This is a genomic window from Burkholderia sp. AU45274 (assembly GCF_030482505.1).
Taxonomy (GTDB): domain Bacteria; phylum Pseudomonadota; class Gammaproteobacteria; order Burkholderiales; family Burkholderiaceae; genus Burkholderia.
This window is the reverse complement of record NZ_JAUJQE010000001.1, coordinates 120,932-143,099: the sequence shown is the minus strand read 5'-3', so window position 1 is coordinate 143,099 and position 22,168 is coordinate 120,932. Positions and strand designations below refer to the sequence as shown.

Below are 22,168 nucleotides of genomic sequence, written 5' to 3'. Positions count from 1 at the left end.
TGCCGATTCAGGATCGAGGATCTCCCCGCTCAGGATTCGCATCGCCCGTCCTTCCCGGACACCCCGTCAAACGAGACCGTCATGCCCGATTCCGCCTCCCTGCAGCAGCTGTTTCCCGCCTTTCAGGACATCCCCGCCGAGTACCGGCTCGCTTCGCCGATTCACCAGCGCGTGTCGCTCGTCGACGGCGCGTTGCGGCCGTGGGACGGCGCGACCAAGACCGTGCTGTCGCCCGTGTGCGTGCGACAGGCGGACGGCAGCGTCGAGCAGGTCGAGATCGGCAGCTACCCGGTGATGGGCGAAACGGAAAGCGACGCGGCGCTCGACGCCGCAGTGCGCGCGTACGACGCCGGCCGCGGCGAGTGGCCGACGATGAAGGTCGAGCAGCGCATCGCGTGCATGCAGGACTTCATCAAGCGGATGGTCGCGCAGCGCGAGCTGGTGGTGAACCTGATCATGTGGGAGATCGGCAAGAGCCTCGCCGATTCGCAGAAGGAGTTCGACCGCACCGTCACGTACATGACGCAGACGATCGACGCGCTGAAGGAGCTCGACAACGCGAATTCGCGCTTCGTGATCGCCGAAGGCACGATCGGCCAGATCCGCCGCACGCCGCTCGGCGTCGTGCTGTGCATGGGTCCGTACAACTACCCGCTGAACGAAACGTTCGCGACGCTGATCCCCGCGCTGCTGATGGGCAACACCGTGGTGTTCAAGCCGCCGCAGTACGGCACGCTGCTGTTCGAGCCGCTGCTCGAAGCGTTCCGCGACGCGTTCCCGAAGGGCGTGATCAACACGATCTACGCGCCGGGCGCGGTGGTCGTGCCGCACATGCTCGCGTCGGGCAAGATCAACGTGCTCGCGCTGATCGGGTCGAGCAAGGTGGCCGACCACCTGAAGAAGCAGCACCCGAAGTCGCACCGGCTGCGCGCGATCCTCGGCCTCGACGCGAAGAACGCGGCGATCGTGCTGCCCGACGCCGATCTCGACCTCACCGTGAAGGAATGCCTGCTCGGCGCGCTGTCGTTCAACGGCCAGCGCTGCACCGCGCTGAAGATGCTGCTCGTACACCGTTCGATCGTCGACGAATTCCTGAAGCGCTTCACCGCCGCGCTCGAACAGCTGAAGATCGGCATGCCGTGGGAGAAAGGCGTCAGCATCACGCCGCTGCCGGGCATGCATCGCACGGCGTACATGACGGATGCGATCGACGACGCGAAGGCCAAGGGCGCGCAGGTCGTCAACCATTCGGGCGGCGAGTTCAGCAAGACGCTGTTCTATCCGGCCGTCGTGTATCCGGTGTCGGAAGGGATGAAGCTGTACCGCGAGGAACAGTTCGGGCCGATCATTCCGGTGGCGACGTTCGACGACGTGGACACCGCGCTCGACTACGTGACGACGTCGGATCACGGCCAGCAGGTCAGCATCTTCGGGTCCGATCCGGCGCAGATCGGCGCGCTGGTCGATCCGCTCGTGAACCAGGTGTGCCGCGTGAACATCAACTGCCAATGCCAGCGCGGGCCGGACGTGTTCCCGTTCGCGGGCCGCAAGGATTCGGCGGAAGGCACGCTGTCGGTGAGCGACGCGCTGCGCGCGTTCTCGATCCGCTCGATGGTCGCGGCGAAGCAGACCGACAGCAGCAAGCAGCTGCTCGATTCGATCGTGTCGGATCACCACTCGAAGTTCATCAATACGGGTTTTATTTTCTGAAGCCGCTCTGATTCGGGTGCCCTCCGCCGCGCGTCAGTGCGGCGGAGTCATCGGGTTGAGTGCGCGCCCCACCTCGTCCGCCTCCGGTCAGATCGCACCAGGCCTCGCGCGCAGACTGTTCAGCAGTGTGTCCCATACTTGCAACGCGCCCGCTTCGTCCACCGGCGAGGTGGCCTTTTCCGGTGGCAAGTCGTCGCGCGCGGGCGCGCCCAGCAGCAGTTCGACCGATGTATGCGGCTGCTCCACCGTCGCGGGATTCCCCGGCGCGAGCAAGTAGAAGCGATAGACGGTGACCGCGCCATCCCTGAGCGCAAACAGCACCTCCTCCGCGTCCATGCCGGCGACCTGCCGTTTGCCCTGGCGCAGGATGCTGTAGCGTCCCGGCATGCGATTGAGTGTCGCGCGCAGCGCGCGCAGATTGCGGGTGAGCGGTTGCTCCAGATCGACGTCCACCGCATCCCTCAGCTTGATCACGAGCAGCGCCGGGCGGCCCGGCATCAACGCGAACGACTGGCTCACTTCTTCCGAGTAAGTTGACGGGCCGGCGACGACCCCGCCATCGAAGCAAAAGCCGGATTCCGTCGGCACGGCCCAGTTGTCGCGCACCTTGATACGGCGGTAGGTATCGTCATAGATGCTTTCGGCCCGGTCCAGCACATCCGCACCGATCAAGCTCGTCGTCCGGACGAGCGTGCGGTTCGCGAACAGATAGCCTTCCGTATCGAACGGCAAGGCGACAGCTTTCGCCACCGCATCGTTGAAGACGAAAACCCGTGAGTGCGGCACCGGAGAGAAGGCCTTTTCCAGCGACATGCGTCCCGTCTGCTCCTGCAGATCGACGGGATTCACCCGCTGCTTGGTACGCAGTTCCTTCTCGCGCGCCGCGACTTTGGCATCGTAGTCCTCCGCTGACACATCGTGCGTCGTCACCAGCTTTTCGCCGCGGTACTCGTAACGCTCGTCCGAGATCTCGCTCGAGACGGGCCGGTCGAACATCAGGCGACCGATGCACCACGGACGCAATTCCGATAACAACGGATTGTTCACCCCGGGTTCCACGGCATACGCAAACGAGCAGGCACACAGCCCCGTCAGCAAGAGCAGCGAACGAACAAAACGCGCCATCACGATCCTCCCCACATTGATATCTTTCATTGTCTGCACCCTGTTGCCGAGAAGCACCCGGCGCGTCCATGCTCGGCGTGAAGCAAGCCTCGACACCGATGTCTTTCGTCACTATAGGCGAGCCCATGACGTCCGGTATGAAATTCGCCGGAATCATGGGGTGCAGATCGTGAAGTTCATCGATGGACACTTCAAGTTGGGAAGCGCGCCGCTCGCAAAAAAGCCGCTGCACCCACCCGTGCAGCGGCTTTTTTACGCCAGCGCGTCACTACCTAAGCCCGAACCGGGAACGTCAACGCATCGAGTTCCAGCGGCCCGCCGGTCAGCTGAACCGGGCCTTCATCGCCGATCAGCACCGTATCGGAATGACGGAAGCCGCCGACACCCTCGATATAGATGCCCGGCTCGATCGTCAGGCACATCCCCTTCTCGATCGGCCGGTCGTAGCCTTCGGCGAAGAACGGCGCCTCGTGCGCGGTGACGCCCATTCCGTGCCCGGTCCGGTGCAGCATCCGGTCGCCCATTCCCGCGCGGCGGAAATAGTCGTTGACCTTGCGATCGACGTCGCTCAGCAGCGCGCCCGGCATCGCCGCGTCGAACGCGAGCCGCCGCCCTTCCGACATCACATCGAACGCGCGTCGCGCCGCGTCGGGCACGTGGCCAAGGAAGAAGGTCCGTTCGACTTCCGCGCCATAGCCGTTCATCACCGCATTGACGATCGACACGTGCGGGCCGCCCTCCTCCATCCGCATGTCGATGTTGCTGAAGTTGTGCGGATCGTGCGACACGCTGCCCGGCTGGAACACCGCGACGATGCGCGTCGCCAACGGGTTCAGCGTCGGATCGTCGGCCAGCAGCCGCTGCATGATGAAGCCGCGAATGCGCGACGACATCTCCGCCATCCCGAGGCCCGGGCGCGCTTCGTTCAGCAGCAGGTTGTGCGCATCGGTCGCGATCCCGCACGCATACACGTGGCGGCCGATCTCGTAGTCGGACTTGATCATCCGCACGTCGTCGATGATGTCGATGCATACGCGCTCGCCCGGCGTCTGCGCATAGACCTGCAACGGACACACCGACTCGACGCCGACACGCTCGCCCGCCCCGAACAGCGCCTTGAACCGGTCGCTCCATTCGCGCCCGGCCGGCGCCGGAAATTCGAAATACGGAATCAGCTCGAGCTCGCCGACCGAGCGCGTCCGCACATGCGGCTGCTCGAGCTGCGGCACGACGAACTGCGGCGGGCCGCTGCGCGAAATGACCAGCACGAACGGCCGCTCGTGGACGATGTTCGCGAAGTTCGTCAGGTAGTAGATGTTGTCCGGCGAGAACGCCACATAGCGATCGAGGCCGGCTTCCGCCATGCGGGCGCGCACGCGCTCGAGGCGTCCTTTGAGTTCCGCCTCGCTGGGCGGCGCAAACGTAGGGGTGAATTTCATGCGTGATTTCTCCTGTTGAGGGTGACGGGGCGGCCGATCATTTCTACGCCTCCATAGAGCGACATTTCATTCGTTATCCTCTATTTCAACGCTACGGATCGAAACCGAATCCGGTTCGCTTATTCGCTCGGCAAGCGTCGAAACCCGAGCAGCGCGACCAGGCTCACGACCGACATCGCGACGATGTACAGCGCGGGCGACGCCTTGTTGTGCGTGGTCGCGATCAGCCATGTGACGATCAGCGGGGAAAACCCACCGAAGACCGTCGTCGGGATGTTGTACGACACCGCGAGCCCGGTGCTGCGCACCGCGGCCGGGAACGCGCGCGCGGCCAGCGCGGGCACCAGCCCGACGAGCACGCCCATCGGCGCGGCGGCGGCGGCCTGCATGATCAACAGGTTGTGCAGCGACGGGCTGGCGATGACCCACATATAGAGCGGCAGCGTGATCGCGGACAGCACGACGATCGCGGCGGCGACCATCGCGACCGGCCGACGCCAGACGTCGCCGAGCAGGCCCGCGAGCGGCGCGATCGCGACCATCACGATGCCGGCGACCGTCGTGCTCATGAACGGCGCGGACATCGGCAACCCGAGCTGCTTCACCGCGAACGTCGGCATGTAGATCAGGTACATGTAGAACGCGGCGGTACTGACGATCGTCACGCCGATCGCCGCGAGGAACGACGCGAGGTGCTCGCCGAACAGGCGCTTGAGCACCTGCGCGACCGGCAGCGCTTCGCCGTGCACGAACGCATCGGTTTCCGACACGCTGCGACGGATGTAGAAGCCGACCGGGCCGATCAGCAGGCCGACCACGAACGGCACGCGCCAGCCCCAGCTTTCGAGCTGATGCGGGCTGAGCGACGTCGTCAGGATCGTGCCGATCGTGCCGCCCAGCACGATGGCCAGCATCGTGCTCGCCATCTGCAGGCTCACGAAGAAGTTGCGCCGATGCGGCGGCGCCTTTTCCGCGAGGAACGCGACGGTGCTGCCGAATTCGCCCGATGCCGCGAAGCCCTGCACGAGCCGCGCCAGCACGAGGATCGTCGCGCCGAGCCAGCCCGCCTGCGCATACGGCGGCGCCACCGCGATCGCGGCCGTGCCGGCCAGCATCAGCCAGATCGTGACGGACATCGCCGCCTTGCGGCCGTACCGGTCGCCGTACAGCCCGAGCACGACACTGCCGAGCGGCCGCACGACGAACCCCACGCCGAAGGTCGCCGTCGCGAGCAACAGCGATCCGACCGGCCCGGCCACCGGGAAAAACAGCTTCGCGATCACGCTGGCGAAATAGCCGTAGATCACGAAGTCGAACCATTCGAGCGCGTTGCCTGCCGCGGCCGCCGCGACGTCGCGCAGCGTGCCTGCCCGCTCCGACGGCTGCGCCGCGGCCGAAAGGCGATCGAGCGCGAGGGCGCCCGCCGGATTCACTGCATCCTCTTTCATCGTCTGTCTCCTCCCGCTGCTGGCTGCAGTGGTTTCGTACTCATGTTCGATGCGCACCGTTACCGCGTCCAACGGATTTCCGGAATATGATCATCACCAACGTGAATAACGGTGCGAGCGCGGCGCGCGATTTCGTCGCGGCGCCAGCCGGCGCTCTGCGAGGGCAAACGCGACCTTGCGCGAACGGCCCGCGGCCCGGACACTGGCCGCCACGACGTTCCGGCTCGCGACGTCACGCGCGGGATGCCGGCATCCGAATGGGAGATGTGCGATGAAGGATGTGTTCCGCCAGCTCGACCTCAACCTGCTGCGCGTGTTCGCGGCATTGATGGCCGAAGGCAACGTCACGCGCGCCGCCGAACGGCTGGCGCTTTCACAGTCGGCGGTCAGCAATGCGCTGCGCCGGCTGCGCGAGTCGCTCGACGACGTGCTGTTCGAGAAAACCGTCTCCGGTGTGCGGCCGACCGCGCGGGCGCGCGAGCTGTGGTCGGCGGTCCAGCCGCACTTCGACGCATTGAAGCAGGCGATCTCGCCCGACCAGTTCGACCCGCAAGAACATCGGGGCACCTTCACGATCGCGATGTCGGACTACTCGGTCGAGCGCATCATGCCGCGCCTCGCGCAGTACATGGGCACGCATGCGCCATCGATGCGACTCGAGCTCACGCCGTTCAGCGTCGCCGACCTGCCGGGCATGTTCGACCGCGGCGGCGTCGACCTCGCGATCGGCGGTTACCTGAACGACTCGAGCCCGAGCAGCGGCGTGCGCACGCACGAGATGTGGCCGATCCACTGGAGTTGCCTGATGCGCAAGGATCACCCGCTCGCGAAGGGGCCGCTCACGTTGAAGCGCTTTCTCGCGGCGCGGCATCTCGACGTCGGGTTTTCCGGCATGCGGGTGCCGGTGTACGACAGCCTGCTCTCCGCGCACGGCCTGCAGCGCAATCTCGTCCTCACGCTGAATGCGTACTCGCCCGCGCTGGCGATCATCCGCGAATCGGATTTCATCGGCGTACTGCCGACCACGCTGCTCGATCTGTCGATCCACGAGAAGGAACTGGTGTCGCGGCAACCGCCGGTGCGCATGCCCGCGCGGCCTTACTGCGTGATCTGGCATCAGCGTTGGGACAGCCATCCCGCGCACCGCTGGCTCCGGCAGACGATCGTGTCGTTGTTCACACGCCCGGCGGAGCAGCCGGGCGACGCCGTGCGTTCGCCCAAGCGACGCACCACCCGCCAGAGCTAGACGCGCGGGCCTGCCGCGTCAGACGTTCGACACCAGCAACCTGATCCCCGCCACGCCGAATACGACGGCGAGACACGCTTCCATCGCGCGCCGGCCGCGCACGTACAGCCGGCGCGCGCCGTCCATCGAGAACACGAGCGCATAGCCGCCGAACACCAGGCACCCGATCACGATGCAGCCCGGCACGACGGCGCCGTGCGACGCGCCCGCGCCGTTCGACGACAGCGCGACGATCGACACCCACACGAGGATCGCTTTCGGATTGGTCAGGTGCAGCATCGCGCCGCGTACATAGAAGCGCGACAGCCGCTGCTCGCCCGCTGCGTTCGTCGACACCGCTGCCTTGCCCGACCACGCCGTGCGCCCCGACTTGAACGCGAGCCACAGCAGGTACAGCCCGCCGAACAGCTTGATCGCGACCAGCAGCTTCGACCACGCGAGCAGCGCGGCCGACACGCCGAGCGCCGCCACCGTCGCCCAGCACATCGACCCGGAAATGACGCCGAGCGCGAACGCGAGCGCCGCCTTGCGGCCCTGGTTCGCGGCGACCGACATGATCGCGAGGTTGCTTGGCCCGGGGCTGGCCGTCCCGATGAAATAAGCCGTGTAGGCCAGCAGCAGGTTGGCCGAGAAGAAGGCGTGGACGCTCATGTCGAACCTCGCAGGGATGATCGACGCATTGTTGGCAAACGCGCGCCGTCTGCCCATGGACAATTGGCCGACAATTCGCTGGGCCAGTTGGACGGGGCGCGCAACCGGATCGCCACGGGTCAATCCGTCTCGGATTTGAAACACCCGTCACATTCGCTGGTGGCTTTTGCCGCGCATGGCGGACATCCTGTCCCCCCGCTTCCGCCGGCCCGAACGCTTGACAGGCGCAGGCAGCACGCGCGGGCCGGCCCATTTCGTCAGACTGCCGGGGAACGCGCCACGCAATTTATCCCGGCGTTACGTTACATCCGTGAAGCATTTCGCGTCGGCGAGCCGCTCCGCGTACGCGATATGCATCGCGCCGCGCCGGTAGACCACCTCCTCGGCCCCCTCTGCCCCCCACTACCGGCGGGACTCGCCGCCCTCGTCGCGTCGCGGCTCAACAATACTCAACAATCGTCTCGCGCCGCTGGTACGAAACCTGCATCCCGTTCGGGTAACCACCGCGCCGATCACCGCGCGGACACGAACCCACCGTCGGGCGCATCCAGCGGACACGCCCGAACGATCCGAGCAAGTAACGAGGCCCTTCATGGATGCGCTGCCCAATTCGTCCGACACGTCGTTCCAGCTCTTTCTCGCGAAGCTGCTCGAACAGCCGTTGCCCGACTGGACCGAAAAACAGCAGATGGAACTCGAGATGGCACGCTCGTTGTCCACCGAAATGGTTCACCTCGCCGAGGACATGCGCGGCCGCACGCCCGATCTCGCGCGTTGTCTCGTGCTGCTCCGCTACGCGAAGGTGCTCGACTTCATGCTGACGTCGCTCGCCGCGCACCGCGACATTCATCCGCAGACGCTGCGCACGCTGTTCCGGCTCGCGAACCTGAAAGTCGACGATGCGTATCCGGCCTGAGCCGGCGCACTGCATCGGCTGCCGCGGGCGTCACGCACGGCCACGGCGGCCCTTCCCGATTCGCGGCACGCGCATGCCCGATGACCTCGCCGCATGATCTCCAGGAACCCGTTCGGTTCCGAATAGCCCCCGTGGGCACGCCATCCGCTTCCGGCACCCCGCCGGGCTGATGCCGTGCATCAGCGTGGCGGACGGCCCCGCCCCGCAAACGGAGGTACAATCGCGCGCCATGAACGCACTTCGCCGCTTCCTGCTCCGGCAAGGCGTCGCGCGACAGCTTCTGTGGGGGGTCCTCCTCGTGACGCTGCTGTCCCGCGCGCTTATGTCGGGCGCCGTGATGCTCGATCCGGACGGTCCGGATGCGGGCTCGGTGGTGCTGTGTTCGGGCCGCGGCCCGCTGATCGTCAACGTAGCCGCGCTGGCGGCCCGTTTCGATGCCGGCGCGCCGATCACACCGGCCAACGACGCGCTCGCGCTCGCCGATGCGCTCAAGCATGACGGCCATGCCGACAATGCGACCTCGTCCGGCAGCGGCGACGGCCTGTGCGCATTCGGCGCCGCGCTGTTCACCGCGCTGGCGTCATTCGTGCTGCTGGTGCTGCTGTTTCCCGCCGCCGCGCCACGGCGCTTCCGGATTCACGTCGACCGTATTCCCGTCGTGCGATCGATCCTCGACGATCGCCCACCCTCCCGCGCCCCTCCGCTGTCCTGCTGACGGTTCCGCCCCGCGGCTCGCGCACGACGACGTGCGCGCGCCTGCATGCCGTTCGTCTCACACGACCTGATTCAACCGTTCACCCGCCTGCCCGCCTCGCGCGGGCGACGCCGTCCTGCGCCGCTTCCGCGCATGGCGCCGCGCCGCCCGTTCCGTCGATGCCGGCAGGCGGGCGCAACGCGCGTTGACGTCCGCCGGCCCGTGCCGGCGCGGCCGCTCAACGAACCCGAGGAGCTGACACCATGTCGACCACCGTCGAACGGGCGATCTCGCCCGCCCAATCCGCCCACGCCGGCTACCGGACGCTCTGGCGCTGGCACTTCTATGCCGGCCTGTTCGTCATGCCGTTCCTGGTGATCCTCGCGATCACCGGCACGCTCTATTGCTTCCAGCCGCAGATCGAGCCGCTGCTGTATCCGCACCGGCTCGTCGTCGAGCCGCGCGCCACGCCGCGGCTCGATGCCGACACGTTGCTCGCGAGCGCGCGCACCGCGATGCCGGCCGGCGCGACGCCGGTGTCCGTGCAGGTCTCGACCGCGCCGGACCGCAGCGCCGAATACGTGTTCCGGCTGCGCGACGGCAGCCGCGAGAGCGTGTACGTGAACCCGTACGACGGCAGCGTGCTCGGCACGCTGAGCGTCGAGAACCGCTTCATGCAGATCGACCGGATGCTGCATCGCAAGCTGCTGCTCGGCAAGACGGGCGAGTTGCTGATGGAGCTCGCCGCGTGCTGGACCTTCGTGATGATCGGCACCGGCATCGCGCTGTGGTGGCCGCGCGGCGCGGCGCGCGTCGGGCAGGCACTGCGCCCCGACCTGTCGCTGCGCGGCCGGCCGCTGTGGAAGAACATTCACGCGACGGCCGGCATCTGGCTCGCGGCCGGCACGATCGCATTCATCCTGACGGGGCTGCCGTGGTCGGGCTCGTGGGGCAAGAACTTCAAGGCGCTGGCCGCGACCGTGAACCTCGGTGCGCCGGAAGGCGCATGGGGTGGCGGAGCGGTTCGCTCGACGCGCCCGGGTGCCGCCGCGGCGCCCGCACCTGCCCACGCAGATGTACCGTCCGGCCATCACCACGAATCCGGCGAGTCGATGCCGGGGATGGTGATGGACGACCTGCCGTTGCCGCAAACGCCGTGGGCGGTCGGCAACGTGCCCGTCCCGCATTCGCCGTCGGCGCCGACGCCGGCCCCGCTGCCGCTGGCCCGCGCAATCGCGATCGTCGCGGGCCTCGGCGTGACGAGCGGCTATACGCTCGCGCTGCCGTCCGGCGCGGACGGCGTGTTCACCGCGTCGTACTTCCCGGACGACCCGAAAGCCGAACGGACGATCTACCTCGACCAGTACAGCGGGGCCGTGCTGAAAGACATCGGCTATGACGACTACGGCGCGGTGTCGCGCGCCGTGTCGTACGGCACGTCGCTGCACATGGGCCGCTACTTCGGGCTCGCGAACCAGATCGTCTGCGCGGTGCTGTCGCTCGGGCTGGCCGCGATGGCCGTCACGGGCACCGTGATGTGGTGGAAGCGCCGCCCGGCTCGCAAGTTGGGGGCGCCGTCGCGCGAACGCGGCGCGCCGCCGATGCGCGGCTGGATCGCGGGGCTCGTGCTGCTCGGCATCGTCTTCCCGCTGATGGGCGCGACGATCGTCGCGGTCTGGTTGATCGACCGTCTGCTGTTCGGCCGTGCGGCACGCGCAGCGGCCTGATTCATCGCGCGCCGGCATACGCGGCGCGCCGACGCGACACGCCCGGGCCACCGCGTGGCTCGGGCTGTTCGCGCTCGTGCTCGCGCTCGTCGCGCCGCTGATCTCGCAACTGCGCGCTGCCGCACCCGATGACGGCCTGCCGGCCGCGCCGATCTGCTCGGCAACCGGCAACACGCTCGTGGCGCACGCGCAATCGCAGGCGTCGCCCGATTCGTCGTCCGATTCTCCATCGGACAGGCATTTCGACCGCTGCGGCTATTGCGGCCTGCTCGCCGGCCATCCGCCGCTGCAGTCCGCGGTGTTGCTCTCCGCCTCCCCGGCCGTGCGGCATGCGCCGCCCGCGCCGCTGATCCCCTCTGCCCGCTACCCGTCGAAGCGCTACGCGCTCGCCGCGCGCGGGCCGCCTTCCGCCCGCGCCTGACGCACCTCGCGACCGCGCCGCCGCACACCGCGCGGCGCCGTCCGCTTCGCCTGCCCGCCCTGCCGGCGCCCGATGCCGAACCCGCGCGCGTGACCACGCGCGGCGGCCGGCGCCGCGCATGGCGCGCATCGTGTCCGACTCATCATCGTCACCCTAACCATACGTACAACGACATGTTTACCTCGACCCGTATCGCCGTCGCGCTGTCCGGCGCGATCTCCGTGCTCTTCGCGTCGGCCGCCTGCGCGCAAGGCGCCGACGCGCCCACCGATGCACCGGCCGCATCGACGCTGCCCGCGATCCACGTCAACGCACCCCGCGAGATGGACTCGCTGACATCGCAATCGACCGGCAAGCTGAAGCGCACGCTCGAGCAGACGGTCGGCTCGGTGGGCTTCGTCGATGCCGACAGCTACCGGAACACCTACGCGTTCACGCTGCGCGACGTGCTGAAGGACGTGCCCGGCGTGTTCGTCGAGAACCGCTACGGCCAGGAACTGCGGCTGTCGATTCGCGGCTCGGGAATCGCCCGTTCGTACCACACGCGCGGCCTCGAGATCCTGCAGGACGGCATCCCGACCAACCTCGCGGACGGCAGCGGCGACTACTACCAGATCGATCCGCTCGCACTGCAGGCGGTGCAGGTCTACAAGGGCGGCAACGGCCTCGCGTATGGTGCGTCGACACTCGGCGGCGCGATCGATTTCATCACGCCGACCGCCCACACCGCCGACGCGCCGAACATCCTGCGCGTGGAAGGCGGCAGCTACGGCACGGTGCGCACCAGCGCGCAGGTCTCGCGCGTGCTCGGCCCGCTCGACTTCCTCGCGAACTTCAGCGTCAACCACGCGGACGGCTACCGCGATCATTCGAAGGGGCAATACGAGCAGTTCAACGCGAACGTCGGCTACCGGTTCAGCCCGACGGTCGAGACGCGCTTCTACGTCGGCGTGTACGTCGTCGATCAGTTGCTGCCCGGCACGCTGTCGCTGTCCGACGCGCTGAACAATCCGACCAGGGCCGCGCCGAACGCGATATCGGGCGACCAGGCGCGCAACACGCGCACCGAGCGGATCGCGAACCGCACGACGGTGAAGCTCGATTCGGGCGAGCTGCAGTTCGACACGTGGGCGATCCACAAGAGCCTCTATCACCCGATCTTCCAGGCGCTCGACCAGGACGGCTGGACCTACGGCTTCGCGCCGCGCTACACGGGCCACCTGACGCTCGGCGGAATGCGCAACGACCTGATCGTCGGCGCGCGCTTCTTCGGCGGCCGCACGCAGACGAACCAGTACGTGAACGTCAACGGCAACAAGGGCGCGCAGACACTCGATTCGACGCAGACGGCCTTCAACTACGAGGCGTACGTCGAGAACCGGCTGTTCTTCGTGCCGACCGTCGCGCTGATGACGGGCGTGAAGGTGCTGCACTCGGTGCGCGAGTACATCGACAACGGCGGGCTGCCGCGCGCCCCGAACTACAAGTCGACGAACGCGAGCTACAGCGGTGTCAATCCGAAGCTCGGGCTGCTGTGGCAGCCGGATGCGCACACCCAGGCCTACGTCGACATCACGCGCAGCCAGGACGTGCCCGACTTCACCGACCTCACGCAGACCTTCTCGAACACGACGCGCTTCACGCCGCTCGCGGCGCAGCACGCGTGGACGATCGAGTTCGGCACGCGCGGCTCGCGCGAGCGCGTGAGCTGGGACGTGACCGCCTATCGCTCGCTCGTGCGCGACCAGCTGCTGCAGTACACGACGAACCCGGATGTGCCGGCGTCGACGTTCAATGCGAACAAGACGGTGCTGCAAGGGATCGAGGCCGGCGCGTCGGTCGAGCTGCTGCGCAACGTCACCGGGCGCGGCGCGGGCGACAAGGTCACGCTGTCGGGCATCTGGAACCTGAACGACTTCCGCTTCAAGAACGACCCGCAGTACGGCAACAACCGGATCGCCGGCGTGCCGCTGAACGTGCTGCGCGCGACGCTGGGCTACGCGCGGCCGAGCGGCTTCCATATCGCGGCGACGCTCGACTGGGTGCCGTCGGGCGCGTGGGCCGACGATGCGAACACGTTGCGCGTGCCGAGCTACACGCTGCTCGGGCTGCAGGCCGGATACGACTTCCGCAACGGCCTCTCGCTGTTCGTCGACGCGCGCAACCTGACCAACAAGCGCTATGTGAGCGACATCAGCACGGTCGCCGATGCGCGCACCGCGAACACCGCGATCTTCTATCCGGGCGAAGGTCGCAGCGTGTTCGCCGGCATGCGGTACGCGTTCTGATGCCCGGCCTGACAAGAAACACCGCATTGAACAGATTCAAAGGATCTCGAAACATGAAGTTCAGATTGATGCTGCCCGCCGCCTTGCTCGCGGCCTTCTCGCCCGCCGGGCAAGCCCAGGAGAGCGATGCCGCGAGCGCCGGCGCCACGCTCGCACCGATTCGCGTCAGCGCCCAGAAGGCGACACCGCTCACGCAGCCGCTCGACACCGGCAGCCGTCTCGGCCTGACTTCGCTCGAAACGCCCGCGAGCGTCGAGCAGATCGATCGCAAGACGCTCGACACGCGCGGCGACAGCGCGATCGTCGACGCGGTGAGCCGCGCCGCCGGCATCAGCGCATCGCCGCATCCCGGCAACGGCGGCTCGGAGCTCGGCGCGCGCGGCTTCGTCGGCGCGTCGTCGGTCACGCAGCTCTATGACGGCGTGCGCCCGTACGGCGCGATCGGCATCACGTTTCCGTTCGACACGTGGTCGGTCGACCATATCGACGTGCTGCGCGGCCCGGCGTCGGTGATCTACGGCGAAGGCGCGATCGGCGGGGTCGTCAACATCGTGCCGAAGAAGCCGACGCGCGGCGCGATCCGGAACGAGCTGCAGGTCGGCGGCGGCACCGAGGGCACGGCGCGGGTCGCGTTCGGCAGCGGCGGCGCGATCAACGACAAGCTGTCGTATCGCTTCGACATCAGCGGCAACCGTTCGTCGAACTGGGTCGACCGCGGCAATTCGCGCAACCTGTCGATCTCCGGCGCGCTGCGCTACGACGTGAGCGCCGACCTGTACGTGACGGCGTCGTATGCGCAAGGCTTCCAGCATCCGATGCAGTATTTCGGCGTGCCGCTCGTGAACGGCGCGCGCGATCGCGCGCTCGACAAGAAGAACTACAACGTCGGCGACAGCGACATCGCGTTCCGCGACAGCTGGGCGACGGTAGCGGCGAACTGGCAGCCGAGCGACAGCCTGAACGTGACCAGCACGCTCTACCGGATGAAGAGCAACCGTCACTGGAAGGACGCCGAGTACTACACGTACCTGCCGTCAACCGCGCAAGTGCGGCGCAGCAGCTTCACGGAAATCTTCCACGACCAGGAGCAGTACGGCAACGTGACGGCGGCCACCGTCACCACCGCGCTGCTCGGCATGCGCAACACGTTCTCGGCGGGCTTCGAGTTCAATCACACGACGTTCCAGCACGACAACAACTCGCCGTATTCGGGCACGTCGACGGTCGATCCGTTCAACTTCGATCCGGGCAGCTTCATCAACACGGCCGGCACCTACCCGAAGTACCGCAGCCAGGCGAACCAGTACGCGCTGTTCGCCGAGAACCGGCTGGAGATCACGCCGCGCTGGTCGGTGATCGGCGGGCTGCGCTACGACCACGCAAGCGTGAACCGCGACGATCTCGTGAACGGCGGCGCGTTCACGAAGGTGTTCGCGAACACGGGCTGGCGCATCGGCACCGTGTACGACGTGCAGCCCGGCCTCGCCGTGTACGGCCAGTATTCGGTCGCGGCCGATCCGATCAGCTCGCTGCTGTCGCTGAATGCGTCGAAGGCGAACTTCACGCTCGCGACCGGCCGGCAGATCGAGATCGGCGTGAAGCAGTCGTTCCTCGGCGGCAAGGCGGAATGGACGCTGGCCGCGTACCGGATCGTCAAGAGCAATCTGCTGACGGCCGATCCGCTGAACCCGAACCAGTCGATCCAGATCGGCCAGCAGTCGTCGCGCGGGCTCGAGGCGACGGTCGGCGCGGAGATCGCGAAGGACTGGCGCGTCGACGCGAACGTGTCGATCCTGCGCGCGAAATACGACGACTTCCAGCAGACGTCCGGCGGCACGACGGTGTCGCGCGCGGGCAACGTGCCGGTGTCGGTGCCGCAGCGGCTCGCGAACCTGTGGGTGAGCTGGCGCTTCGCGCCGGACTGGACGGGCATCGCGGGCGTCAAGTACGTCGGCAAGCGTTTCGCCGACACCGCGAACCAGCTCGTGATGCCGTCGTACACCACCGTCGACCTCGGCCTCGCGTGGAAGCCGCGCAAGGACACGACGATCACCGCGCGCGCGTACAACGTGTTCAACCGGCGCTTCGTGCAGTCCGCGTACTACAACGAGACGCAATACCTGCTCGGCAACGACCGGCGGCTCGAAGTGGTGGCGAACTACCGGTTCTGATGCGGCGCGATGCGGTGCGCCACACCCGCCGCCGGTGTGCATGCCCTGCGGCGGGGGCATGCATCGCGACCTCACCGCGAAGGCGCGGCCACTCACGCAACCGCATGAACGCCCTGGATCGGCGCACAGCGGCGGCCCGACGAACCCCTCGCCGGGCCGCATGACCGCGCGTCACGCACGCGTGCCCGCCGCGCGCCCCGCCATCCACTTCCGGTAGCGCCGCGTCTGGCACTGCGCGGCCAGTTGCTGCCCGACCAGCGCGCGCAGCGGCGACACCTGCGGGTGCGTGCGCCGGCCAACGCTCAGCCGCGTGAGCTGGAACTTGACGACCGCCATGTTGGCCAGCGCGCCCAGCGCCTTGTTCTTCCAGCGGATCGGTTCCAGCACCGGCGCGCTGTCCTTGCCGGCCCGCCAGTCGCGCGGCAGGTTCGGCTCAATCGACAGCGCGGTCGCGATGCCGACCATCGCCACGCCGCTGTCGACCACCTGCTCGGCCACCACGCGACGCCGGATGCCGCCCGTGACCATCAGCGGCATCCGCGCAACCGCCGTGATGTCGCGCGCGAACTCGAGGAAATACGCTTCGCGGGCCAGCGTGCGCCCGTCGCGTGCCTCACCCTGCATCGCCGGCACTTCATAGCTGCCGCCCGACAGTTCGACGAGATCGACGCCGAGCGGATTCAGCAGTTCGACCACGCGCTTCGCGTCGTCCGCGCTGAAGCCGCCGCGCTGGAAATCCGCCGAGTTCAGCTTGACCGCGACCGCGAATTGCGGCGACACCGTCGCGCGCACGTCCCGCACGATGTCGAGCAGCAGGCGTGCGCGATTCTCGATGCTGCCGCCCCACGGGTCCTGCCGGCGGTTCGTCAGCGGCGACAGGAACTGGCTCAGCAGATAGCCGTGCGCCGCGTGAATCTCCACACCGGTGAAGCCGCTCTGCTCCGCGAGTTGCGCGGCGCGCACGAAGCGCTGCTGCACGTCGGCGATATCGGCCGGCGTCATCTCCTTCGGCACCGGGAACTGCTTCGACAGCGCACCGAGCGCGAGCGGCACGGCCGACGGCGCGAGCGTCGTCTGGCCGAGCGCCGCCTGCATCTGGCGCCCCGGGTGATTGATCTGCATCCAGACCTGCCCGCCGCCCGAGCGCGCCACCTGCGCCCAGCGGCGGAAGCGGTCGAGATGCGCATCGCTCTCGAGCACGACGCCGTTCGGCCCCGTCATCGCGCGGCCGTCCACCATCACGTTGCCGGTCAGGATCAGGCCGACCTGGCCATCGGCCCACGCCTGGTACAGGCGCAGCAACGCGTCGGACGGTGCGTGGTTCGCATCGGCCATGTTCTCTTCCATCGCGGCCTTGGCCAGACGGTTCGGAATCACCGCCCCGTTGGGCAGTGTCAGCGGTGTAAACAGGTTCATGGAGGGCACCCTCAATTGACGATGCCCAACGATAACTTTAAAGTCAACTTTAAGGTCAAGCCCTTTTGGAGCGCAGCATGAAAATCGGCGAACTGGCGAAGGCGAGCGGCCTCGCGGCGTCCCGCATCCGCTTCTACGAAGCGAGCGGGCTGCTCGAACCGGCCCGTCGGCAGGCCAACGGCTATCGGGAATACGGGTCGGAAGCGTTGACGCGGCTCGCGATCATCGACCGCGCGCAGCGCGCGGGTTTTGCGCTCGACGAGATCCGCGCGGTGTTGCCGCCCGATCTCGGCGCGTGGCCGCGCGACGAGCTGCTGGTCGCGCTGCGGCACAAGGTCGACGAAATCGTGCTGCTCGAACAGCGTCTCGCGCAGAACCGGCAACATCTGGAGGTGTTGATCGACGAGATTGAGAACAAGCCGGAGGGCGAGGATTGCACGGAAACCGCGCAACGGATGCTCGACCGCCTGTGCGCGCAGGCCGAAGAAGCGCCGGCGTCGGCACCGGTGTCCGCGCCGGTCCCGCGGCCGACACGCAAGCGCGCATGACTGGTTACGCTGCGTCACCTGACAAACAATCAACCTCCGCGGCGGCGAGACGAGTCGACGCGCGTGCGCCGGCTTCCCCGGCGCGACTTCACGACCCGATCCGCATGACGCTCCCCCGCACCACAGGATTCCTCGTCGCCGCACTGCTGACGTTCGGCATCGGCAACGCTTGCGCCAGGACGTGCGCCGATACGCCTGCATCGTTCGCCTGCCCCGCCGCCCCCGACCTTCCGGACGAGATCGTCGCGCAGCTGCCCGCCGGCTACGAAGCGATGGACGCCGCGTCAGGGCGACTGACCGACAGCCCCCATGTCGGCTATGTCGTCGTCGCGCATCAGCCCGACGACTCGATGCGCAAGGCGTCGCCGCGTCCGCTGATGATCTTCCTGCCGGGCAAGGACGGGCACTACCGGCTCGCGGCGCGCAACGACGCCGTGATCATGAAAGCCGACGAAGGCGGAATGGGCGACCCGTATCTGGATGGCGTCGCCGAGAACGCGCTCACGGTCGAACCGCGCACCTTCACGGTCGAACAGGGCGTATTCGCGGGCCATGACCACTGGCGCGACCGTGTCACGTTTCGCTACGACAACGCGCATCGCACGTGGGTGTTCCATCGCGAGGTGTTCCGGAACTGGCGCTTCAACGACGATCCGAACGGCGATGCGCTGAAGGCCGACCCGGTGCGCGTCACGCGCGCCAATGCGGCGAAAGCGGTCACGTTCGAAGCGTGGCGGCCGGGTTACTGGTGTGATTCGGCCGAGCGGCGAGGTAGCGATCCGGCTTGCAGCAAGACGCGTTGACGGTGACGCAGCGCCGCCGTGCTGCCGTGCCGCGACTGACGATGCGTGCGGATAAGCGGTATGCACGGACGCTGCCGCGCCGCACGCGCAGTGTGTCTGCCGGCACGCGCCTGCCCCCTTCGCCGCGCAGATTTGCTTACGTCGCAGGTAATCGACGCGCGCCGCCCGCGCCACGATGATGGCTCCATCGACGCACGAAGCGCATCACATCAAGGAGCCCGCCATGACCGCCTACGCCATCGCCCACCTGCACGACGTCGAGATGGGCGACGACATCGTCGAATATCTCGAACGCATCGACGGCACGCTCGCGCCTTTCAGCGGTCATTTCGTGATTCACGGCGCGCGGCCGGAGGTACGTGAAGGCGTGTGGCGCGGCGACCTGATCGCGATCGCGTTTCCCGATCTGGACACGGCGCGCGCGTGGTACGAATCGGATGCGTACCGGCAGATCCAGCCGCTGCGCGCGCGGCACGCGAGCGGCCCGCTGATCCTGATCGACGGCGTCGACGCGCGGCACAAGGCGACCGACATCCTGCGCTGACGAAGCATTACGCGCCGCCGGTCGCCAATCGGGCTGTTGGGCCGCCACGCGCCGACGGCGGCGTTACATCCCTTCGAGCGGCTGCCCCGGCTCCCACGCGTCGACCGTCGCCTTCGCTTTCTCCCGATCGCGCGCCGACAGCACGCCGTCGAGCTCGGCGGCCGATACCTCGGAGAACTCGACCTTGCGGCTGCCCTTTGCGGATTTCAGCGCCGCGAGGTAGAACGTGTACGCGGTCAGCTGGTTCTGCTTCACGCCACGGCCTTTCTGATAGAGCGTCCCCATGCTTTCGAGCCCCAGCGGATCGCCCTGGCGCGCGGCCGAACGATACAGCGCAGTGGCTTTGTCGAGGTCCGCGGGCAGCTTCAACCCCATGTCGTACATCAAGCCGAGCGCGCTCTGCGCGGGCGCGTAGCCACGGTCGGCTGCCAGCTGGAAGCAATCCGCGGCCACGCGGAAATAGCGCTTGGCCGGATCCTCTTCACGACGGAACAGCCGCCACGCGATATCGTCGATCCGTACGGCCATGTCGTACTGCATCTTCACGTCGCCATGCTGGGCGGCGATGAAGCTCCACTTCACCGCCTGCTCGTCGTCCCTGCCCGGGTAGCGGTAGTACTTGCCAAGCAACGCGGCTGCTTCGGCGTTACCCGCGTTCGCCGCGGTCGTCAGCTCGGGGATGGCGGTCTGGTAGTCCTTCTTCTCGTAGGCGGCCAAGCCGTCCTTCAGGTCGGCAAATGCCGGCGCAACGGCCAGCGCGGCGCACAGCGCCAATAGGGTTTTTTTCATTGCTCTCGATATTGTGATTATTCGATCGGATTGCGGCGAAGCACGACATCGTGCCCCCACGTGTCGCGCTTCGCATGCAGCCGTCCGGTGCGTATCGTCGTTCTGCGGCCCCGCATGGCGGAACCTGTCGCACCGGATGGCTTTCCTTTTACCGCAATCGCAAATCCGTCGTCAATGAAGCGGCCCTCGCCCCACCGTGCCGGCTACCCCTTGCGCTCCATCGGCTCGCCGACGACGAACCCGCCGCCCTGGAACCGCTGCGCGGGATCATCGTAGTCGGCGGTCGGCGCCGTCACCGGGAACAGCCCGGCGAATTGCTCGGAGCTGTCACGCGGACGGAAGCCGAGGAAACCGGCCTTCGTGTTGTCCCACCACTTCACCGGGTTGTCCGACGCGCCGTACACGATCGCGTGCCCGACGCGGTTCGTCAGCAGCGAGCAGCGCACCAGCTCGATGAAATCGCGGTAGCTGAGGAACGTCACGAGCATGCGCGGATTCTTTGGCACTTCGAACGATGAGCCGATCCGCAGGCACACGGTCTCGATCCCGAAGCGGTCGAAGTAGTAGCGCGACAGCGATTCGCCGAAGCACTTCGTCACGCCGTACAGGCTGTCGGGGCGCAGCGGCGAATCGGCGTCGAGCACTTCCGTGACCGGATGGAAGCCGATCGCATGGTTCGAGCTCGCGAATACGACGCGCTTCACGCCGTGCTTGCGCGCGGCTTCGTACAGGTTGTACGTGCCGGTGATGTTCGCGCCGACGAGATCGTCGAACGGCGCATCGACCGAAATGCCGCCGAGGTGGACGATCGCGTCCACGCCGTCGACGAGCTGCATCACCGCGGCCCGGTCGGCCAGGTCGACGACGCGGGTTTCTTCATGCGCGGCCGCGTCGCCGAGCGTCGCGATGTCGCTGACGCGCACGACGTCGGCCCAGTCGGCGAGCGCGCCGCGCAACTGGCGGCCGAGGTTGCCGGCCGCGCCTGTCAGCAGCAGGCGCCCGAACGGTTTGCGCGCGCCGGTGGATGAGGCGTTCATTGAATCTCCTTGCATCTGACCTGAAATCTGACTGAATCGGAAAACGTTTTCCAACTATACGCGGGCGCACCGCCGAACGTCAATGGTCGACCCCGGTGGCAGCCATCCGCACTTTCCCGATATCGGCGCGTGGCCGCGCGTGCCCTTTTTCTGCCACAATCCGGCCTTACGGAACGAAAACGTTACCCTTCGAATGAAAAAAGTTTCCCCGACGATCCGCGACGTGGCGGCGGAAGCCGGCGTGTCGGTCGCGACGGTCTCGAAGTACGTGAACGGCACGCAGCGCTTCTCGCCGACCGTCGAGGCCCGGCTCAAGGAGGCGATCGAGCGGCTCGGCTACCGTTCGAACCCGCTCGCGCGCTCGATGATCACCGGCCGCACGCGCACGATCGGCCTCGTGATCCTCGACATCAGCAACCCGCACTTCACGAACGTGGTGAAAGGCGCGAACCGCGTCGCGCTGCAGCACGACTACACGCTGCTGCTCGTCGATACCGAGGAGAGCCAGGCACGCGAACGCTCGCTGATCGAGGCGCTCGCGCAGCGCGTCGACGGGCTGATCGTCAGCACGCGGATGCCGGATAACGAAGCCGGCTGGATGCTCGATCTCAACAAGCCGCTCGTACTGCTGCGTCGCAGCCCCGGTCTGCCGATTCCGAGCGTCGGCATCGACAACCGGCTGTCGACCTACATGCTTGCTCGCCACCTGCTCAATCTCGGCCATACGCGCATCGCGTATCTCGGCTTCGGCACCGCACGCGTGAACGACGAACGGATCCAGGGCGCGCGCGACTGTCTCGCGGAAGCCGGGCTCACGCTCGACGTGCACGATGCGCATGCGCCGACCGCCGAAGCCGGCGAGCGTGCGTGTTCGCGCGTGATGCTCGGGCCGCAGCGCCCGCAGGCCGTGATCTGCTACAACGACCTGATCGCGCTCGGCTTCATGAAGGAGGCCACGTCGCTCGGCTTCCGGCTGCCGCAGGACGTGTCGGTCGCGGGCATCGACAACGTGCCGTACGGCGAATACGCGGCGCCCGCGCTGACCACCGTCGACATCCAGAGCGAGAACATGGGCGAGCTCGCGATGCAGAAGCTGATCGACGCGCTCGCGGGCCGCACCGATGCGAGCTATTCGACGTTCGAGCCGCGGCTGATCATGCGCGCGTCGACGGCCGCGGTCGGCTGAGTTTCCTGT

The 22,168-nt window shown here is 67.4% G+C and carries 19 protein-coding genes; 12 read left to right on the top strand and 7 right to left on the bottom strand.

What is annotated here, in order from left to right; all coding sequences use genetic code 11:
* Positions 1-81: 81 nt before the first annotated feature.
* Positions 82-1,710: an NADP-dependent glyceraldehyde-3-phosphate dehydrogenase gene (locus tag QZM35_RS00680; RefSeq protein ID WP_089432126.1), complete on the top strand. Its 1,629-nt coding sequence runs from the start codon at positions 82-84 to the stop codon at positions 1,708-1,710.
* An 87-nt stretch (positions 1,711-1,797) separates the two neighbouring features.
* Here the strand turns inward: QZM35_RS00680 and QZM35_RS00675 are convergent, their stop codons facing one another.
* From QZM35_RS00675 to QZM35_RS00665, 3 genes are all read right to left on the bottom strand, one after another.
* Positions 1,798-2,865 carry a T6SS immunity protein Tli4 family protein gene (locus QZM35_RS00675; RefSeq protein ID WP_301775196.1) on the bottom strand — a complete coding sequence of 356 codons (1,068 nt, stop codon included), beginning with the start codon at positions 2,863-2,865 and terminating at the stop codon, positions 1,798-1,800.
* A 242-nt stretch (positions 2,866-3,107) separates the two neighbouring features.
* The gene (locus QZM35_RS00670) at positions 3,108-4,274 is read right to left on the bottom strand and encodes a Xaa-Pro peptidase family protein (protein WP_089428355.1); all 1,167 of its coding nucleotides are present in this window, start codon (positions 4,272-4,274) and stop codon (positions 3,108-3,110) included.
* 119 nt (positions 4,275-4,393) lie between these two features.
* Entirely contained in the window at positions 4,394-5,722 is a 1,329-nt protein-coding gene (locus tag QZM35_RS00665; protein ID WP_089428356.1) for an MFS transporter, read from the bottom strand.
* A gap of 271 nt (positions 5,723-5,993) precedes the next feature.
* Here QZM35_RS00665 and QZM35_RS00660 point away from each other — a divergent pair, with 271 nt between their 5' ends.
* Positions 5,994-6,968, top strand: a complete 975-nt coding sequence (locus QZM35_RS00660; RefSeq protein WP_089428357.1) for a LysR family transcriptional regulator — start codon at positions 5,994-5,996, stop codon at positions 6,966-6,968.
* Positions 6,969-6,986: 18 nt separating this feature from the next.
* On the opposite strand, the gene QZM35_RS00655 is transcribed toward QZM35_RS00660, so the two are convergent.
* A complete protein-coding gene (locus tag QZM35_RS00655; protein ID WP_089429177.1) occupies positions 6,987-7,619 on the bottom strand; it encodes a LysE family translocator in 633 nt (210 codons plus the stop codon).
* A gap of 592 nt (positions 7,620-8,211) precedes the next feature.
* On the opposite strand from QZM35_RS00655, the gene QZM35_RS00650 reads away from it, so the two are divergent.
* The 6 genes from QZM35_RS00650 (at position 8,212) to QZM35_RS00625 (ending at position 15,836) form a co-directional block, all read left to right on the top strand.
* Positions 8,212-8,535: a hypothetical protein gene (locus QZM35_RS00650; RefSeq protein WP_021162626.1), complete on the top strand. Its 324-nt coding sequence runs from the start codon at positions 8,212-8,214 to the stop codon at positions 8,533-8,535.
* Positions 8,536-8,764: 229 nt separating this feature from the next.
* Positions 8,765-9,250 carry a hypothetical protein gene (locus QZM35_RS00645; RefSeq protein WP_301775801.1) on the top strand — a complete coding sequence of 162 codons (486 nt, stop codon included), beginning with the start codon at positions 8,765-8,767 and terminating at the stop codon, positions 9,248-9,250.
* A gap of 242 nt (positions 9,251-9,492) precedes the next feature.
* Positions 9,493-10,956, top strand: coding sequence for a PepSY domain-containing protein (locus QZM35_RS00640; RefSeq protein ID WP_089428359.1), 1,464 nt, complete (start codon positions 9,493-9,495; stop codon positions 10,954-10,956).
* Complete coding sequence (locus tag QZM35_RS00635) at positions 10,934-11,377, top strand: DUF2946 domain-containing protein (protein ID WP_144025237.1); 444 nt, start codon at positions 10,934-10,936, stop codon at positions 11,375-11,377. The genes QZM35_RS00640 and QZM35_RS00635 overlap by 23 nt, the downstream gene beginning before the upstream one ends.
* Positions 11,378-11,550: 173 nt before the next feature.
* The gene (locus tag QZM35_RS00630) at positions 11,551-13,665 is read left to right on the top strand and encodes a TonB-dependent receptor (protein ID WP_301775195.1); all 2,115 of its coding nucleotides are present in this window, start codon (positions 11,551-11,553) and stop codon (positions 13,663-13,665) included.
* 53 nt (positions 13,666-13,718) lie between these two features.
* Complete coding sequence (locus QZM35_RS00625; protein WP_089428361.1) at positions 13,719-15,836, top strand: TonB-dependent siderophore receptor; 2,118 nt, start codon at positions 13,719-13,721, stop codon at positions 15,834-15,836.
* A gap of 171 nt (positions 15,837-16,007) precedes the next feature.
* Here QZM35_RS00625 and QZM35_RS00620 read toward each other — a convergent pair whose 3' ends face one another.
* Positions 16,008-17,252: an NADH:flavin oxidoreductase/NADH oxidase family protein gene (locus QZM35_RS00620; protein ID WP_089428362.1), complete on the bottom strand. Its 1,245-nt coding sequence runs from the start codon at positions 17,250-17,252 to the stop codon at positions 16,008-16,010.
* Between the two features lie 77 nt (positions 17,253-17,329).
* On the opposite strand from QZM35_RS00620, the gene QZM35_RS00615 reads away from it, so the two are divergent.
* From QZM35_RS00615 to QZM35_RS00605, 3 genes are all read left to right on the top strand, one after another.
* On the top strand, positions 17,330-17,800 hold the full coding sequence (locus tag QZM35_RS00615; RefSeq protein WP_089429180.1) for a MerR family transcriptional regulator: 471 nt from the start codon (positions 17,330-17,332) through the stop codon (positions 17,798-17,800).
* 104 nt (positions 17,801-17,904) lie between these two features.
* The gene (locus QZM35_RS00610) at positions 17,905-18,603 is read left to right on the top strand and encodes a hypothetical protein (protein WP_089428363.1); all 699 of its coding nucleotides are present in this window, start codon (positions 17,905-17,907) and stop codon (positions 18,601-18,603) included.
* A 223-nt stretch (positions 18,604-18,826) separates the two neighbouring features.
* Positions 18,827-19,147, top strand: a complete 321-nt coding sequence (locus QZM35_RS00605; RefSeq protein WP_089429181.1) for a DUF1330 domain-containing protein — start codon at positions 18,827-18,829, stop codon at positions 19,145-19,147.
* 63 nt (positions 19,148-19,210) lie between these two features.
* Here the strand turns inward: QZM35_RS00605 and QZM35_RS00600 are convergent, their stop codons facing one another.
* Both QZM35_RS00600 and QZM35_RS00595 read right to left on the bottom strand, forming a co-directional pair.
* On the bottom strand, positions 19,211-19,936 hold the full coding sequence (locus tag QZM35_RS00600; protein WP_089428364.1) for a tetratricopeptide repeat protein: 726 nt from the start codon (positions 19,934-19,936) through the stop codon (positions 19,211-19,213).
* A 203-nt stretch (positions 19,937-20,139) separates the two neighbouring features.
* Positions 20,140-20,973: an NAD(P)-dependent oxidoreductase gene (locus tag QZM35_RS00595; RefSeq protein WP_089428365.1), complete on the bottom strand. Its 834-nt coding sequence runs from the start codon at positions 20,971-20,973 to the stop codon at positions 20,140-20,142.
* An 82-nt stretch (positions 20,974-21,055) separates the two neighbouring features.
* On the opposite strand from QZM35_RS00595, the gene QZM35_RS00590 reads away from it, so the two are divergent.
* The gene (locus QZM35_RS00590; RefSeq protein ID WP_089428366.1) at positions 21,056-22,159 is read left to right on the top strand and encodes a LacI family DNA-binding transcriptional regulator; all 1,104 of its coding nucleotides are present in this window, start codon (positions 21,056-21,058) and stop codon (positions 22,157-22,159) included.
* Positions 22,160-22,168 lie beyond the last annotated feature (9 nt).